The sequence below is a fragment of the Leptotrichia sp. oral taxon 498 genome (assembly GCF_002240055.1).
In the GTDB taxonomy this organism is placed as follows: Bacteria; Fusobacteriota; Fusobacteriia; order Fusobacteriales; family Leptotrichiaceae; genus Leptotrichia; species Leptotrichia rugosa.
The window spans coordinates 1,020,634-1,038,470 of sequence record NZ_CP016753.1; the positions used below are offsets into that span (position 1 = coordinate 1,020,634).

13 protein-coding genes are annotated in these 17,837 nt (G+C 29.2%); 8 read left to right on the plus strand and 5 right to left on the minus strand.

What is annotated here, in order from left to right:
* Positions 1–9 precede the first annotated feature (9 nt).
* The 8 genes from BCB68_RS04945 to BCB68_RS04980 all read left to right on the plus strand — a co-directional run bounded on the left by BCB68_RS04945 (position 10) and on the right by BCB68_RS04980 (position 11,455).
* Complete coding sequence (locus BCB68_RS04945; RefSeq protein WP_094079773.1) at positions 10–2,994, plus strand: restriction endonuclease; 2,985 nt, start codon at positions 10–12, stop codon at positions 2,992–2,994.
* Positions 2,995–3,205: 211 nt separating this feature from the next.
* Positions 3,206–4,288: an SIMPL domain-containing protein gene (locus BCB68_RS04950; RefSeq protein ID WP_094079774.1), complete on the plus strand. Its 1,083-nt coding sequence runs from the start codon at positions 3,206–3,208 to the stop codon at positions 4,286–4,288.
* Between the two features lie 46 nt (positions 4,289–4,334).
* Positions 4,335–5,384: an SIMPL domain-containing protein gene (locus BCB68_RS04955; RefSeq protein WP_094079775.1), complete on the plus strand. Its 1,050-nt coding sequence runs from the start codon at positions 4,335–4,337 to the stop codon at positions 5,382–5,384.
* A 108-nt stretch (positions 5,385–5,492) separates the two neighbouring features.
* A complete protein-coding gene (gene treC, locus BCB68_RS04960) occupies positions 5,493–7,184 on the plus strand; it encodes an alpha,alpha-phosphotrehalase (RefSeq protein WP_094079776.1) in 1,692 nt (563 codons plus the stop codon).
* A 123-nt stretch (positions 7,185–7,307) separates the two neighbouring features.
* On the plus strand, positions 7,308–8,561 hold the full coding sequence (locus tag BCB68_RS04965) for a Glu/Leu/Phe/Val family dehydrogenase (RefSeq protein ID WP_094079777.1): 1,254 nt from the start codon (positions 7,308–7,310) through the stop codon (positions 8,559–8,561).
* A gap of 150 nt (positions 8,562–8,711) precedes the next feature.
* On the plus strand, positions 8,712–10,388 hold the full coding sequence (locus tag BCB68_RS04970) for a sensor histidine kinase (RefSeq protein ID WP_094079778.1): 1,677 nt from the start codon (positions 8,712–8,714) through the stop codon (positions 10,386–10,388).
* A gap of 132 nt (positions 10,389–10,520) precedes the next feature.
* Positions 10,521–10,934: a Fur family transcriptional regulator gene (locus BCB68_RS04975; protein ID WP_094079779.1), complete on the plus strand. Its 414-nt coding sequence runs from the start codon at positions 10,521–10,523 to the stop codon at positions 10,932–10,934.
* Between the two features lie 23 nt (positions 10,935–10,957).
* The gene (locus BCB68_RS04980) at positions 10,958–11,455 is read left to right on the plus strand and encodes a ferritin (RefSeq protein WP_094079780.1); all 498 of its coding nucleotides are present in this window, start codon (positions 10,958–10,960) and stop codon (positions 11,453–11,455) included.
* 110 nt (positions 11,456–11,565) lie between these two features.
* Here BCB68_RS04980 and BCB68_RS04985 read toward each other — a convergent pair whose 3' ends face one another.
* The 5 genes from BCB68_RS04985 to BCB68_RS05005 all read right to left on the minus strand — a co-directional run bounded on the left by BCB68_RS04985 (position 11,566) and on the right by BCB68_RS05005 (position 17,812).
* Complete coding sequence (locus BCB68_RS04985; protein ID WP_094079781.1) at positions 11,566–14,028, minus strand: glycogen/starch/alpha-glucan phosphorylase; 2,463 nt, start codon at positions 14,026–14,028, stop codon at positions 11,566–11,568.
* Positions 14,029–14,143: 115 nt separating this feature from the next.
* Positions 14,144–15,028, minus strand: coding sequence for a 4-hydroxy-tetrahydrodipicolinate synthase (dapA, locus tag BCB68_RS04990; RefSeq protein ID WP_094079782.1), 885 nt, complete (start codon positions 15,026–15,028; stop codon positions 14,144–14,146).
* A gap of 21 nt (positions 15,029–15,049) precedes the next feature.
* Positions 15,050–15,901 carry a diaminopimelate epimerase gene (gene dapF / locus BCB68_RS04995; RefSeq protein ID WP_094079783.1) on the minus strand — a complete coding sequence of 284 codons (852 nt, stop codon included), beginning with the start codon at positions 15,899–15,901 and terminating at the stop codon, positions 15,050–15,052.
* 40 nt (positions 15,902–15,941) lie between these two features.
* Positions 15,942–16,583 carry a hypothetical protein gene (locus tag BCB68_RS05000; protein WP_094079784.1) on the minus strand — a complete coding sequence of 214 codons (642 nt, stop codon included), beginning with the start codon at positions 16,581–16,583 and terminating at the stop codon, positions 15,942–15,944.
* An 11-nt stretch (positions 16,584–16,594) separates the two neighbouring features.
* A complete protein-coding gene (locus BCB68_RS05005) occupies positions 16,595–17,812 on the minus strand; it encodes an aspartate kinase (protein ID WP_094079785.1) in 1,218 nt (405 codons plus the stop codon).
* Between the last annotated feature and the right edge of the window lie 25 nt (positions 17,813–17,837).

Sequence of the window (17,837 nt, forward strand, 5' to 3'; positions counted from 1 at the left end):
GGAGAAACTATGAAGATTAGATTTGAAGAAAATTTAGAATATCAGTTAGAAGCGATAAATTCTGTAACTGGCATATTTTCAGGACAGGAAACAGGCAGAACAGTATTTACAGTTGAGAAAGCAATGAATCCTCAATTAAAGTTTGAGAAAGAAAATTATTTAGGGATAGGAAATAAAATTTTATTATCTTCTGAAAAAATTTCAGAAAATTTAAATAATATTCAAATTAGAAATGGTTTGGAAAAAACAACAGTATTAAAAAAGGAAGATTACAATTTTTCTGTTGAAATGGAAACAGGAACAGGAAAAACATATGTATATTTAAGAACCATAATGGAGTTAAATAAAAAATATGGATTTACAAAATTTATTATAGTTGTACCTTCAATAGCGATAAAAGAAGGAGTGTATAAAACACTTCAAATTACAGAAGAACATTTTAAGAGTATATATGAAAATACTCCTTATGATTATTTTATTTATGATTCTGAAAAAATAAACATGATAAGAAATTTTGCTATGAATAATAATATAGAAATTATGATTATAACTATACAGTCTTTTAACAAAGATATAGAAAGTAGTAACCCAAATAATATTTATAAGGAGCTGGAGCAGGTAAATGGCTACAGTCCTATAAGCTATATAAAGCAATGCAACCCGATAGTAATAGTTGATGAACCACAAAATATGGAAACTGATATAGCAAAAAAAGCTATAAAAGCGTTAAATCCTTTGTGTACATTAAGATACTCGGCAACCCATAAAGAAAAATATAATCCAGTGTTCAAACTGGATTCAATAGATGCTTATGAAAAACAGCTTGTGAAACAAATAGAAGTTGCTACTGTCGGTGTTACTAAAAGTGCAAATACAGAATATATAAAAGTTACTAGTATAAAAACTAGCAAATCTGGTATTACAGCGAAAATAGAACTTGATATAAAAAGTAAATCGGGAGTTACTAGAAAAGAAATTAGTATAAAGTATGGAGATATTTTAAGTAAAAAGGCAAAAAGAGATATCTATGATGATTACATAGTAAATGAAATTACATACAATGAATCTGATCCTGCAAGCTCTTTTATAGACTTTGGAAAAGTAAGATTAACTTTAGGACAGGTAAATGGAGGATTGGAACCTGATTTTATAAAAAGATTGCAGATAAGAAAAACAATACAGGAACATTTTGATAAGCAGTTAAATTTAAAAGATAAAGGAATAAAAGTTTTATCGCTCTTCTTTATAGATAATGTTAAAAACTATAGAATATATGATTCAGAGACAGGGGAAGCTAAAAAAGGCAAATATGCTTTAATGTTTGAAGAAGAATATAATAAACTTCTACAATTGGAAAAATATTCATCAATGGGGAAAGTTTGCAAAGTGCATGACGGCTATTTTTCGCAGGATACGAAAAAAGCTAAAAATGGTAAAGAGTATTCGGAAATTAAAAACACAAAAGGTGATACAAAAGCTGATAATGATACATTTAACAAGATAATGAGAGATAAAGAAAAACTTTTAAGTTTTGATGAGCCTTTGGCATTTATCTTTTCACATTCTACATTGAAAGAAGGTTGGGATAATCCTAATGTGTTCCAAATCTGTACTCTGAATGAAACAGTTTCTGAAATGAAGAAAAGACAGGAAATAGGTAGAGGGCTTAGAATAGCAGTAAACCAAGATGGTGAAAGAGTCAGAGGCTTTAATGTAAATACACTGACAGTAATGGCAAATGAATCTTATGAACAGTTTGTAGAATCACTGCAGAAAGAAATGGAAAAAGAAGAAAATATAAAATTTGGAATTGTAGAAGATTTTATTTTTGCAAATATTGTAATTAGTGATGAAAATGGAAAAGAAGAGTTTCTTGGTCATGAAAAATCAAAAGAAATATATCAAGATTTAATCAAAAAAAATTATATTGATGAAAATGGAAATCCAAAAGAAAAATTAAAAAAAGATTTGGAAAAAGGGATTTTAGAAATATCTGAAGAATTTGAAAATATAAAAGAATCAATTATAAAAAAACTTGAACCTATTTCTAGAAAATTAGTCATTAAAAATGCAGATGATAAAAAGAAAATAAAAATAAATAAAGAAGTATTTTTAAGTGATGAATTTAAAAAATTATGGGATAAAATAAAATATAAAACTACATATCAGGTTAATTTTAATGAAGAAGAACTGATAAAGGAATGTATAAAAGGTCTGGATAATGAAATTTATATACCTTCTGAAAAGTTATTGTTTAATAAAAAAACATTATCAATTACAAAAGGTGGAATTGAATCGGAAAGTGAAGATGAAATAAGTGAAGATATAAGCACTTTTGATAGATTTAAACTTCCAGATATAATTACTTATTTACAGAATGAAACTAATCTTACAAGAAGAAGTATAGTAAAAATTTTGACAGGATCTAGAACTTTAGAGAGTTTTAGGAAAAATCCACAGTATTATTTAGAACAAGTTAGTGAGATAATTAAAAGTACTATGAAAAATTTTATAATTGATGGTATAAAATATGAAAAAATAGGGGATACGGAATATTATTCACAGGAATTGTTTGAAGATAGTGAAATATATGGGTATTTAAAAAGTGAATTTTCAAAAAGAATTATAGTTGAAACTAAAAAAACACCTTACGATAGTATTGTTGTGGATTCAGAAACAGAGAGCAAATTTGCTGAAAATTTAGAAAAATATGGAAATGTTATTGTTTATGCCAAACTTCCATCATGGTTTAAAATAGCAACTCCACTGGGAAATTATAATCCTGACTGGGCTATACTTGCTAAACCTGATATAAACAAAGAAGAAGAGAAACTTTATTTTGTAATAGAAACTAAAGGTTCAAAAAATAAAAATGATAGAAGAGACAGTGAAAATGGTAAAATTAGATGTGGAGAAAAACATTTTGAAGCAATTTCTGAAGAAATAAACTATGATGTTTGTAAAACAGGAGAAGATTTTAAAAATATTTTGTAGTTGATAAAAAATTTAGAATTGCAATAGTCAATAGTACAAAAAAAGCTATATTTTAAAATTTTATTTAAAAAATAGCTTTTTTATTTAGTTTTTAAAAAAAAATAAGGTATAATGAATAATATAGGAAAAATTTAAAAATTTAAAAGCAAAAAAGTAAGTAAAAAAGTTAATTAATTGGTAAAGTTGTAAAGTCTTTAAAGGAGATATAAACATGAAAAAAATATTAGTGGCACTTTTTGCATTATTAAGTCTAAATATTTTTTCTGCAAATGAAGATAATGTAAAAAAAATAAGCGTGACGGGAAATGCACAAAGAGAAATCATGCCAGATATGGCAACATTGAGTTTTCAAATTAAGGATAAGGACAAAAGTTTGAGTGTGGCATCTTCAAAAGTGAAACAAAAATTGGAAAAATTTAAGAAAGATTTGAAAACAAAAAATTTAGTGTCTGGCGATGTTGAAACAGTTTCTATTTCAGATAGAAAAATTAAAGATAAAAATTATTCAGAAAATAAAAGTGTGTCTTCATATTCTGGTCAAATGAGTGTTTTCGTAAAAAATATAGATTTTGAAAAGCTGGGAGAACTCATTGAACTAAATAACGGAGATAAATTTCAAAGCGTGAAAAAGGACGAGAAAGAAAATGTTTACGAAATTAAGTTAAAAGAAAGCGATAAGACATTAAATGGCACTTTGAATAAATTATTTTCAAAACTGGATATTTTGAGAAATAAACTAAAAACAATAAATGCAACAAAAAATAATGTTTTTTTTGGAGATTATGAAATTAAAGAAAATGCCGAAAATTATAAAGAAACGGAAGTTTATGAAGTAATTCAAAATTTAAAAGTTACAACAAAAAATTTAAAAGATTTGAATACGATAATAACTTTGGCAGACACCGATGGTCTTAATATAGCAGGTTCGATAAAATTTGACTTGTCCAACAGAAATGAAATCGAGTCGCAAATGTACAGCGATGCCTATAATGAAGCAAGACAAAAGGCGGAAAGTATCTTAAAATCAAGTAATTTAAAAGTTGGAGATGTGATTGTCGTAAGCGAAGATGTGGACTTTCAGCAAAAAATGATAGACAGGATTGACAGCCAATGGGAAGTCAAAACACAAGTTGCTGATTTAACAGAAGAAAGAAATTCTTCAGGAATGCAGATAAGAGGTGGATATGATTTTAATAGAGGCTATAAAGCTAATAAAACAAGAGTTGACTACACTCCCAAACCTTTAAAAATAGAGCAAAATATATCTGTTATGTATGAGATGCAAAAAAAATAAATGAAAGGAGATAAAATTATTTAAATAATAATTTTAAAATGAAAAAATGAAAAAAATAATGACATTTTTATTTATGATGACTTGTGTTTTGACATTTTCTGATGTCGTCTCTGGAAAAAGAATACAAGTTAGAGGAATTGCAAAAAAAGAAATATTTCCAAATTTAGCAAAAGTGCAGCTTACAATAAAAACTCAAGATGAAAATTTGGATAAAGCAAGTCGGGAAAATTCACAAAGACTTGAAAAATTTAAAAGTTTACTGAGTAAATCTGGTGGAAAATATGAAAAAATAGATTCAGTTTCTTATTTTACCGATAAATCTTACGATTGGGAATATGAAACAGTCAACAAAGGAGCAAAGGAATACGAAACAGTTCTGACCATTGAAGCAAATAAAATTGAGTTAAATAGTTTAAAAGACTTTTTGCAGATTTTATCAAATGAAAAAATTTATAAAGTGGAAATAAATTCACAAGGAATAAATACTTTCGAGATAAAAGCAAGGGATAAAACAGCTAAAGTTGCTTACCAGAAAGCGATTGATAAATTTAATGATTTGCAAAAAAAACTTGGCACAAAAGGACTTGGAAATATTATAAAAATTGCTGGATTTAAAAATGACGAAGTCAGTCTTGAAAAAAGAGAAAGTGTAAAAAAAGAAGTTAACACAGTCACTCACAATGTGGAAGTTACAACTAGAGATATGAAAAGTCTGGGAAATATAATAAGCGTTGCATATGCAGTTGGAATTGGAACAAACGGATATATTGAGTATGATATTGATAACAAGCAGAAATTGGAAGATGAACTATATGAAAGCGCTTACAAGGAAGCGTTAAAAAAAGCGCAAGTTATTTTGGGAAAAACTAATTTGAACTTAAAAAATCCTGTTACAATAACTGACAAGTCAAATGGTATAATCCGAGCATATTCTGACTACGATTACAGCTACAATTTATATGCTTCAATTGATTCAAAAATTTTAGAAAAAAGCGACAAAGAGCTAATGGACAAAGTTTTGGAAAAAAATGTTGTGATAAATCCATCGAAACTTAATATTTCAAAAGAAGTTTACATTGAATTTGAGATGAATTAATTTTTTTAAAGGGAATGAAAAAAATTTCCCTTTTTTTGTGGTATAATTATATTATAATGAAATAATTAAATTTTAAAAATAAAAATAAAAATAGGGAGAGTGAAATTAATGGAAAAAAATTTTGAGCAAAAATGGTGGCATAAATCAGTAGTTTACCAAATTTACCCAAAAAGTTTTAATGACACGACTGGAAGTGGACAAGGAGATATAAAAGGAATTACAGAAAAATTAGATTATTTAAAAAAATTAGGAGTGGAAGTGCTGTGGCTAACACCAATGTATAAATCTCCACAAAATGATAACGGTTATGACATAAGCGACTATTACAGCATAGATGAGAGCTATGGGACAATGGAAGATTTTGAAGAAATGTTAAAAGAAGCTCACAAAAGGGATATAAAAATAGTGATGGACATTGTCGTAAACCATTCTTCAACTGAAAATGAGTGGTTTAAAAAATCTGAAGCAGGTGACCCTGAATACAAGGATTTCTATATTTGGAAAGATGCAGTGGATGGAAAAGAACCGACAAACTGGCAGTCAAAATTTGGTGGAAATGCTTGGAAGTGGAGTGAAAAAAGAAAACAGTATTATTTGCACTTATTTGATGTAACTCAGGCTGATTTGAACTGGGAAAATGAAAATATGAGAAAAAAAGTTTATGAAATGATAAAATATTGGCTTAATAAAGGAGTTGACGGATTTAGATTTGACGTGATTAACTTAATTTCAAAAGACCAGAGATTTTTAAACGACGATGGAAGTGATGCAAGATTTGTTCCAGATGGAAGAAGATTTTACACAGATGGGCCTAAAATTCACGAATATTTGAAGGAAATTCACAAAGAGGTATTTGGAGAAAACAATTTACTGACTGTTGGAGAAATGTCATCAACGAGTCTTGAAAATTGTGTAAGATATTCAAATCCGCAAGAAAAAGAACTTTCAATGGCTTTTTCATTTCATCATTTAAAAGTGGATTACCCAAATGGAGAAAAATGGGTAAAAGCGCCATTTGATTTTGTAGAACTTAAAAAAATACTTTCAAAATGGCAGATTGGAATGTATGAAGGAAATGGATGGAATGCAACTTTCTGGACTAATCACGATCAGCCAAGAGCTTTATCAAGATTTGGAGATGACAAAAATTTTCATGAAAAATCAGGGAAAATGCTTGCAACTGTACTTCATGGGCTTCAAGGAACTCCGTATATTTATCAAGGGGAAGAATTTGGAATGACAAATCCATATTTTGATAAAATTGAAAAATATAGGGATGTGGAGTCTAAAAATATGTATAAAATATTGAGAGATAAAGGACTTTCTGAAAAAGAAGTACTTGATATTCTGATGCAAAAATCAAGAGATAACTCAAGAACGCCAGTTCAATGGGATGATACAAAAAATGCCGGATTTACAAGTGGCACTCCGTGGATTGAAATTCCAGAAAATTATAAGAAGATAAATGCCGAGAATGCACTAAAAGACAGCAATTCAATATTTTATCACTACCAAAATCTAATTCAGTTAAGAAGAACAGAAGAGCTTTTAATTACTGGAAGATATGAAGATATTGATTTAGAAAACAAAAAAGTTTACGCCTATAAGAGAGTAGGAGAAGATGCAGAATTGATAATAATTGCCAATTTTTATGACAAAACTACTGAATTCGATGTAAAAGGGCTGGATTTGGAAGAAGCCTTTATTTTACTTTCAAATTATGTGCAAAGTCCTGAAATAAATGGGAATAAACTTATTTTAAAGCCATATGAGGCAATAATTTTCAAAAAAGTAAAATAAGTTTAAAAGTAATTGAAGATAAAAATTTTGAAAAAATTTAAAAAAAAACTTGCAAAATTTCAAATTTTATAGTATAAAATATTTGTTAATCGAAATATATTTTGAAGATAAGGAGAAAGAATTATGGCAAAAGAAACATTAAATCCGTTTGAAATTGCACAAAAGCAGATTAAATCAGCTTGTGATAAATTAAATGCAGATCCAGCTGTGTATGAAATTTTGAAAAACCCTCAAAGAGTATTGGAAGTATCATTTCCAGTAAAAATGGATAATGGAGATATTAAAACGTTTATAGGTTACAGATCTCAGCATAACAACGCAGTAGGACCTTACAAAGGTGGACTTAGATTTCATCCAGGAGTTACAAGAGATGAAGTAAAAGCTCTGTCTACTTGGATGACATTCAAATGCTCTGTTGCAGGAATTCCTTACGGTGGTGGAAAAGGTGGAATGGCAATAGATCCTAAAGAATATTCAAAAGGTGAATTAGAAAGAATTTCAAAAGGATTTGCAAAAGCAATTTCGCCAGTAATCGGAGAAAAAGTGGATATTCCAGCTCCAGATGTCAACACTAATGGACAAATTATGTCTTGGATGGTTGAAGCTTATGAAGAAAAAGTTGGAAGATCAGCGAAAGGAATTTTCACAGGAAAACCATTGGAATTTGGAGGTTCATTAGCTAGAACTGAAGCTACTGGATACGGAGTTAACTTAAATGCTAAAAAAGTACTTGAAAAATTAGGAATTGATATAAAAGGAGCAACTTATGCGGTTCAAGGATTTGGGAATGTAGGATTTTATACAGCTTATTACGCCCACAAAGACGGAGCAAAAATTGTAGCTTTCTCAAATACCGATGTGGCAATTTACAATGAAAATGGAATCGATATGGAAAAAGTTATCAAAGATTTTGAAGAAAATGGTCGTATCATTGAAAATAAAGGTTATGGAAAAGACATCACAAATGCTGAATTGTTAGAATTGGAAGTTGATGTACTTGCACCTTGTGCACTAGAAAATCAAATTACTTCTGAAAATGCAGACAGAATTAAAGCTAAAGTGATTACAGAAGGAGCAAACGGGCCTACTACTCCAGAAGCTGATGAAATTTTATTTAAAAAAGGAATTACAGTAATTCCTGATATACTTGCAAATTCAGGTGGAGTTGTAGTTTCATACTTTGAATGGGTACAAAACTTGCAAAGCTATTACTGGTCATTTGATGAAGTTCAGCAAAAAGAAGATGCGCTATTGTCAAAAGCATTTGAAGATGTGTGGAAAATAGCTGATGAATATAAAGTAGATCTAAGAAATGCAGCTTATATGAAGAGTATTGATACAATTTCTAAAGCAATGAAAGTAAGAGGTTGGTATTAAAAAATCTAGTTTTTATAATTTAATAATAAAAAAGGCTTATTCTTTGTGATAAGTCTTTTTTTAGAAAAATAAATTTAATTTTTATAAAAAAATTTTGAGAATGAGTGATAATATTGTATAATAAGCATATCTTATAAAAAGAGGAGGAAAATGAGAGTTTTTGGGAAAATAAAGTTTAAAAATAAAATATTTTTTAAACTGCTTTCTTATTTTGGTTTATCGCTTCTTGTGTTTTCAATTGTAGTGGGGATTTTCTTTTATTATGTCTTTCGGCAAAATACTATTTTGTTGCATAAAAAGAATTTGGAAGAACGAGCCATAAAAATATCAGAGACTTTGTCGGATATGTGGTTTTCCCCAAGACCTAAGGAGTTTTTGAAAGACGGTGGAAAAAAAATGGAAAAAGAAAAAAGGAAGTTTCCAAAGCCTCCTGATTTTCCAAATGCAATCGGAAATTTAAATAATCAAAATTTTCAAAATGATAATTCTCCAAAAGTAGAAGAGATTCCTAAAATAGGCGAAGAAGAAAATAATAAAAATTTGCATGAAGTTGACGAAGAGCAGGAAAATAGCTTTAGAATTTTTAGAAGTATGAAAATGATTGAAAATATTGCGATGGCAGAAGTGTGGATTTTGGATGCAAAGACAAGAAATATAGTACAGGGAGAAAAAAATCAATTAATTTCTTATTTTAAACTTCCGCCAAATGCTGAAGATACTATAAAAAAAGCATTAGATGGAAAAGTTACAACTACTGAAAATTTTAATGATTATTTGAGTGAGAATTCGATAACTGTTGCAGTTCCCATAAAGAATGGCACAAAGATTGAAGGAGTGGTTCTACTGCATTCTCCTATAAAATACTTGTCTCTTTCTTTGAAAAGTGGAACTTATACTCTTGTTCTAAGTATAATCATCGCTTTATTTTTAGCGAGTATTGCGGCAATTTGGCTGTCTGCAAGTTTTACAAATCCACTTAATAAAATAAAAAATACTACTTTGGAACTTGCAAAAGGAAATTATGAAATTAAAACGAATGTGAAACAGAGTGATGAAATAGGGGAGTTAGCTAGAAGCATTGATATTCTTGCACTGAAATTGGATAAATCTTTAAAAGAGCGAGAGAGATTTGAAAAAATGAGGCAAAATTTTATAGCAAATGTGTCACATGAGCTAAGAACGCCAATAACAGTTATAAGAGGGTCAATAGAAGCCATTTGTGATGGAATTATAAATGATTCTAAACAACTTGATGAATATAATCATCAAATTTTAGCGGACAGTATTCATATGCAACACTTGATAAACGATTTAATTGATTTAACAAAATTACAAAATTTGGATTTTTCGATAAAAGAAGAGATAATAAGCTTGAAAGATATAATAAACGATGTGGTAAGAAGTATGAAACAAATTTCTTCTAAAAAAAATATAAAAATTAATTTTGAGTTTGAAAATTTGAAAGAGAATTATTTATTTCGTGGAGATTATCAAAGAATTAGACAGATGATAATAATTGTTGTTGACAATGCAATAAAATTTTCTAAAGAAAATCAGAAAATTGATATTTTTTTGAAAACGCTCAAAAAAAAAGATAAATATGAATTAAAAATTATTGATACAGGAGCTGGAATTGATTCTAAAAACATTGGAGAAATTTTTAATCGCTATCATAAGTCAAACAGTACTGAAAATAAAAATGGAATGGGACTCGGACTTGCAATAGCAAAGGAGATAGCACAGCGTCACGAGATTTTGATAAATGTTGAAAGTGAGCCAAATGTTAAGACGATATTTACATTTTTTATAAAAAAATTAAAAATTTGAGAATAAAATTAAATATAAAGATTGACAAATCTTCAAAAAAAGTATAAAATTGTAATAGATACAAATAAGTTATTGAAATACCTTCATAAATTAATTAAATAAAATAATATAAATAAAATCAAGGAGGAAAATATGCACGTAGAAAATATAAGTGAATATTTAAAAGGAAATGGTATAAAACCTTCTGTCCAAAGAATGAGAATATTTCAATATTTGCTAGATCATCATACGCATCCAACAGTTGATGATATTTTCAAAAATTTGTCACCTGAGATGCCGACCTTATCAAAGACTACTGTTTATAATACGCTGAATATATTTGTGAAAAATCATATTGTTCAAGAAATTATAATCGAAGAAAATGAAGTTAGATATGATGTAGTAACAAAAAGTCACGGTCATTTTAAATGTAAAAAATGCGGAGAAATATTGGATTTTGATGTAGATTTGTCAAAGTTTGATTTGTCGTCATTAGGTGATGTGGAGGTAAATGAGATGCATTTTTATCTAAAAGGAACTTGTTCTAAATGTTTAAACAAAAATTAAAATAAAAGAGGAGAGATAAAAAAATGAAATTAAATGATGAATTAAAAGCATTATTAAACGCACAAGTAAACATGGAAATTGAAGCGGCATACCAATACAAAGCTATGTCAGCTTATTTTGAAGGAAGAGAATTAGAAGGATTTGCAAAATGGATGGATGCTCAAGTACAAGAAGAATTGGGACATTCTAAAAAATTCTATGATTATCTTTTAAAAAGAGAAGGAAAAATTGAATATTTTGAGTTAAATAAGCCTAAAGCTGATTTTTCTTCAGTAAAAGAAGTATTTGAAGTGGCATTGGCACACGAGCAAAAAGTTACAGCATCTATTGAAAATATTTACAAAGTTGCAAGAAATTTGAGTGATTTTGGAGTAGAAAACTTTTTAGATTTCTTTATCGAAGAACAGGAAGAAGAAGAAGAAACAGTTAAAAAAATAATTGATAAAATCACTTTGTTAAATGTTGACAACAAAAATGTTGAATTATATTTGTTGGATAAAGAAATGGGAGAAAGAAAATAATAAATTATTTGACTTTCTAGCTACACCTTTTTAGGTGTAGTTTTTTTTTAAAAGAATAAAAAAAGAACCCCAAAATAAATTTGAGATTCTTTGTTATTATTGAATCCTAATTAGTCAATGTAATCATTTACTTCAATTGGTTCAATATTCCAAATTTCTTTTGCATATTCTGCAATTGTTCTGTCAGAACTGAATTTACCAGCATTTGCAATATTTTTAAGAGCTTTTCTAGTCCATTCTCTCTTATCTTTAAATGCGTTTTGAAGTTTATCCTGAGCTTCCCTGTAAGATGCAAAATCTTTTAATAGGAAGTAAACATCAGGTCTTGAACCGTCTACACCGTATAACAATGAATTCTGCAATTCTTTAAAGATACCTGTGTGATTGTCGTCATAAGTTCCGTCTGCCAATTGGTCAATAACTTTTTTAAGACCTTCTACATTCACATATTCTTCATAGGGATTGTATTCATTATTAGCTTCGTAAGCTTCTACTTCTTGAGCTGAAAGTCCGAAAATAAATGCATTGTCATCTCCAACTTCTTCAACGATTTCCACATTTGCTCCATCCATTGTTCCTAGTGTCAATGCACCATTTAACATAAATTTCATATTTCCAGTTCCTGAAGCTTCTTTACTTGCAGTTGAAATTTGTTCTGATACATCGGCTGCTGGGAATATTTTTTCAGCAAGTGAAACTCTATAATTTTCTAAGAATACAACTTTAATTTTTCCGTTGATAGATGAGTCGTTGTTAATAACTTCTGCGATAGAATTAATCAATTTGATAATTCCTTTGGCTCTTCTATATCCAGCGGCTGCTTTTGCACCAAAGATGAAAGTTCTTGGTTCTACATCTAAATATGGATTATCTTTTAATTTATTATATAAGTCCATAATGTGTAAAACATTTAGTAATTGTCTTTTATATTCATGTAATCTTTTTACTTGAATGTCAAAGATAGAATGCGGGTCGACTACAATACCAGTTGTTTCTTTTATATAATTTGCTAATCTTTGTTTGTTGTTAAATTTAATTTCAGAAACTCTATTTAAGATGTTGTCGTCATCTAAATATTTTTCTAATTTTTTAAGTTCATATAAGTCAGTAATCCATTTATCTCCGATTAACTCGGTAATTAAAGAAGCTAGTTCAGGATTTGCTTTTAGAAGCCATCTTCTTTGAGTGATTCCGTTTGTTTTATTTAAGAATTTTTCAGGATACAATTCGTTCCATTCTTTTAATTCAGAATTTTTTAGAATTTCTGTATGAAGTTCAGCAACTCCATTTACTTTGTGTGAACCTACGATTGCAAGCCACGCCATTCTAATTTGTCCATTTCCGATAATTGACATTTTGTTAATTCTATGCCAGTCTCCTGGATATTTTTGTTGTAATTCAGTAATGAATCTTCTATTGATTTCTTCTATAATTTGATAAATTCTTGGTAAAAGTGGTTGGAATAAAGGAATATCCCATTTTTCTAATGCTTCTGATAAAATTGTATGGTTTGTATAAGCAAATACTTTTTTACAGATGTTCCAAGATTCGTCCCAACCTAATTTTTCTATATCTAAGAAAATTCTCATAAGTTCAGGAATTGCAACAACTGGATGTGTATCATTCAATTGAATTGCAATTTTGTCAGCAAATCTTGAGAAATCGTTTCCATAGATTGATTTGTATCTTCTTACAATATCCTGTAATGATGCTGAAGTAAAGAAATATTGCTGTTTTAATCTTAATTGTTTTCCATCTTTTTTAGTATCATTTGGATATAATACTCTTGAAATATCTTCAGCTTCTACCGCTTTTGCCGAAGCTTGTAAATAAGTTTGGTCATTGAATAGTTTTAGATCAAATCCTTCAGGCGATCTTGCTTCCCACAATCTTAGCGTGTTTACAGTATCGTTTCCATATCCGATTACAGGCACATCGTAAGGAACTGCAAGAACAGTTTCAGTATTTATCATTTTATAATATTCTTTTCCATATTCATCTTTATGGACTTCAATTTGTCCTCCAAATTTTACTTCAAACATTCTGTCAACTCTTTTAATTGACCAAGGATCACCGTATTTTGTCCAATCGTCAGGGTATTCCACCTGGAATCCATTTTCGATTTTTTGCTCAAACATTCCGTATTTGTAACGAAGTCCATATCCGTGTCCAGGTAATTTTAAAGTTGCAAGTGAATCTAAAAAACAGGCAGCAAGTCTACCAAGTCCACCATTTCCAAGTCCAGCGTCCATTTCAGAATCTTCAAGTTTGTTAATATCCACTCCAAATTCGTCCAAAGTTTCTCTAATAACATCATTAATTCTTAAGTTAATCAAGTTGTTTCCCATAAATCTTCCCATTAAAAATTCAGCAGAAAGATAATAAGTTTGTTTTGCCTGTTTTTTGGCATAAGTTTTTTTAGTGTTGTACCATTTTTCTACAACATATTCCAAAGCCGCACGAGAAACTGCATAATATAATTCATATTCATGAGCTTCTTCGATAGTTTTACCAAAATTTGCTCTTAATTCTCTGGTAATACTTTTTTTTAATTCATTTTTATTAATCGTCATTTTTCCTCCTAAAAGACTTTTATTTTTTTCAATTGCTATTTTACCCTTTTTTTCAATTTTTTTCAATTAAAATATAATTAAAATTATCGTATAAGGATAAAGTTAAATTATAATTTTATAAAATTCCTTTTTCTTTAAAAACTTTTGTCAATTGTTCATAAGTTTTTTGTTCTGCCGAAACAAGTGGCAATCTTACATCGTCGTTGTCTATCATTTTTAAAATTTTCATAGCAGCTTTCACTGTGACAGGATTTCCTTCCAAAAACATATTTTTACTTACGTCGTAAAGTTTTGTGTGTAGATCAAAAGCCTTTGCAAAATTTTTGTTTAAAAATGAACTGATTAAATCATTCATTTCTTGCGGCATAATATTTGCAACAACAGATACTACTCCTTTTGCTCCAATTGATAACATTGGTAAAATTAGATGATCTTCGCCTGATAAAATTTCAATTTTATCGCCACACAAGTTTTGAATTTTAATCATTTGTTCAAGACTTCCAGTTGCTTCTTTTACAGCTACAATTTCTGGAATTTCGGCTAACCTTGCGATTGTTTCAGGCTCAATATTTGTCCCAGTTCTTCCAGGAACATTGTATAGCATTACAGGAAATTTTGAATCATTTGCAATTTTTTTGTAATGTTCATAAAGTCCACGTTGACTTGGTTTATTATAATAAGGACAAGTGCTAAGTGCAGCATCCGCTCCCAATTCTTTTGCATATTTTGTAAGTTCTATTGCTCTATTTGTGTTATTTGAACCAGCTCCAGCAATAACTTGTATTCTTCCTTTCACTTCTTCCACAACAATTCTAATAACTTTTTCATGCTCAGCAAATGTAAGTGTAGGTGCTTCTCCAGTCGTCCCACAAGGTACAATTCCAGCTGTCCCATTTTCAATGTGATAATTTACTAATTCACGCAATTTATCTTCGTCTAATTCGGTTCCATTATTTTTAAATGGTGTAATTAGAGCTACATAAGATCCTTCAAATTTCATTTTTTTATCCTTTCAATTTTTTTATCTTTTATATTTATAAAATCCTTCAGCAACTTTTTCACTAGGCCCAGTCATGAAAGCGTCATCACCTTCTTTGTCATATTCTATGACAAGCTGTCCACCAGGCACTTTTACATTGACCTTGTATTCTGTATAGCCAAAAATTCTTGATAGAACAGCAGCGGCAGTGACACCTGTCCCACAGGCAAGAGTTCTTCCAGCTCCTCTCTCCCAGGTGATAACTTCAATATGAGTCTTGTCATACACTTTTACAAAATTTACATTAACTTTTTTTGGAAATAATTCAGTATAATTTTCAATTTTTTTCCCAAAAGTATTAATAATTTTGTCGTCAAATTCATTGACGAAAATTACACAGTGGTCAGTTCCAGTAAAAATGTAAGAAATTTCAAATTCTTTTCCGTCAACTGTAATTTTTTCTTTTAAAAATCTCTCTTTTTCTGTATTAATTAATTTATTTGCATCAAAAACAGGTTTCCCCATATTCACACGAGCTGTAAAAATATCATTTTCATCATCATAACTTGTTCTGATGTTTAAATCCCCAGGAACAGTTTTTACTGTAAATTCATTTCCTTCAACTAAATGATTGTTAATTAGATATTGAGAAAAACATCTAATTCCATTTCCACACATAGGCGCTTGGCTTCCATCTGAGTTAAAGAAGAACATAAATGGCATATTTGCCACATATTTTAAAATTATAAGTCCATCTGCACCAATACCATAATGTCTATCACAAATTTGAGCTGCAAATTCATTGTAGTCGGGAATTCCTTTTTCTATCAAGTCTCTTTCGTTTACAATGACAAAATCATTTCCAGCTCCTTGATATTTTTCAAATTTTAACATAATTTAACCTCCATTAACTTCTTAATTTTAATAAATTATTTTAATTATTTTTATAGTTTTCTAGAAAATTTTTTAGTATGTAATTTGAAATACTTTCTTTTGGAATCCATTCATTTCCTTTTAATTCAAATCTTAATTCAATGTCCATAATTTCTGTGATATTTTTATCATTTTTCATTAATTCTTTTGAATAGATATCTAAATATTGAGATATTTCAGATTTTATTTTTTCATTTAAAAGTATGTCCAAATCTACTTGACCATTTTTTCCATATTTTTTTATCATATATTCTTTTAATTTACTTAAAGTATCAAGTGCATCTACAAATTTTAATTCAAGAGTTCCATTTGCCTTGTTTTTTGATATATTTGTAATATCATACAATTCAATTTTTGAATTATAGATAATATTTTTTAAGTGTTGTTCTGTAATCATTTCCATCAAGATTCTAAATGATTTTTGTTTCTTTTTATCTGCCGCTTCCATACCGTTAAATTGTATCATCTCATCAGTCAAAACTGATTTTTTTTTCATCATTTCATTAAATAATTTATTTTTTTCAGTTTCATTAAACTGATTTATTGTTTTATTTATTGCTGATTTTAATTGAGCTTTATCATTAAATTCACTAAAGGATAGAATGTTAATAAACAACAGTAAAAATAATAATATTTTTTTCAATGCAAAGCCTCCTATAAATCAAATTCTTTAGCAAATAATTCAGCCACTCTTTTTCCCATCACTTCATCGACAATTAGAGAAATACTTATTTCCGAAGTTGAAATTTGGTGAAAACTTATGTCGTTTTCTGCTAAAATTTTGAACATTTTTGAAGCTACGCCTACATTACTTATTAATCCTATTCCTACGATTGAAACTTTTGTAACATAAGGGTTTATTATAAAAGATGTATTTTCGTATTTTGCTTCAATTTTTTCTCCAATTTTTTCAAGCGCCGCCATATCAGTTTTTGGACAAGTAAAGGCAAAGCTTCCGTGATGGCTTGAAACATCGTTTTGACTTATCATATCTACATTTATTCCGCTTTTTTCTGCTTTTTCAAAAATTTCGTAGACGTTTTGCGCATTTGTCGGAATTTCCTCCACATTCACCATTATTGTATTTTCGTTTATTGACACTCCTGTGATTACTTTTTGTTCCATTTTTTTATTCTCCTTTATTTTTTCGATTGAAGTTATTATCGTTCCATTTTTTTCACCCAATGATTTTCCTACGTAAATTTCAACGCCATATTTTCCACCTAGTTCAACGGCACGGGGTTCCATCACTCCAGCTCCCAAATAAGCCAATTCCATCATTTCATCATAAGAAATAAATGGCAATTTTTTTGCATCACTATAAACTCTTGGGTCAATTGAATAAATTCCGTCAACATCTGTATAAATCTCGCATTTTCCTTTTAACGCTGATGCTAGTGCCACTGCTGATGTGTCAGAACCACCACGTCCTAGAGTTGTAACATCTCCTGCTTCATTTACTCCTTGAAATCCAGCTACTACAACAATTTTTCCACTTTTTAAATGTTTTTTTATAATGTTCGCATCAATGTCGACAATTCTGTTTTTCATATAATGCCCGCTTGTTTTGATTCCCGCTTGAGCTCCTGTTAACGAAATTGCGTCATATCCCAAAGTTTTTAGAGCAATACTTAAAAGTGAAATTGTCTGCTGTTCCCCTGTTGACATAAGTCTGTCCATTTCTCTTGAATCTGGATTTTCTGTTATTTCGTGAGCTAGTTTAATTAATGCGTCAGTTGTTTTTCCCATCGCAGAAACTACGACAACAACATCATTTCCAGCGTCTTTTACCCGTCCTAAATATTTAGCAATGTTCATAATTTTTTCTGTTGTGGCAACTGAAGTACCACCATATTTATGCACAATAATCACAATAAATACACCTTCCTTTTTTATT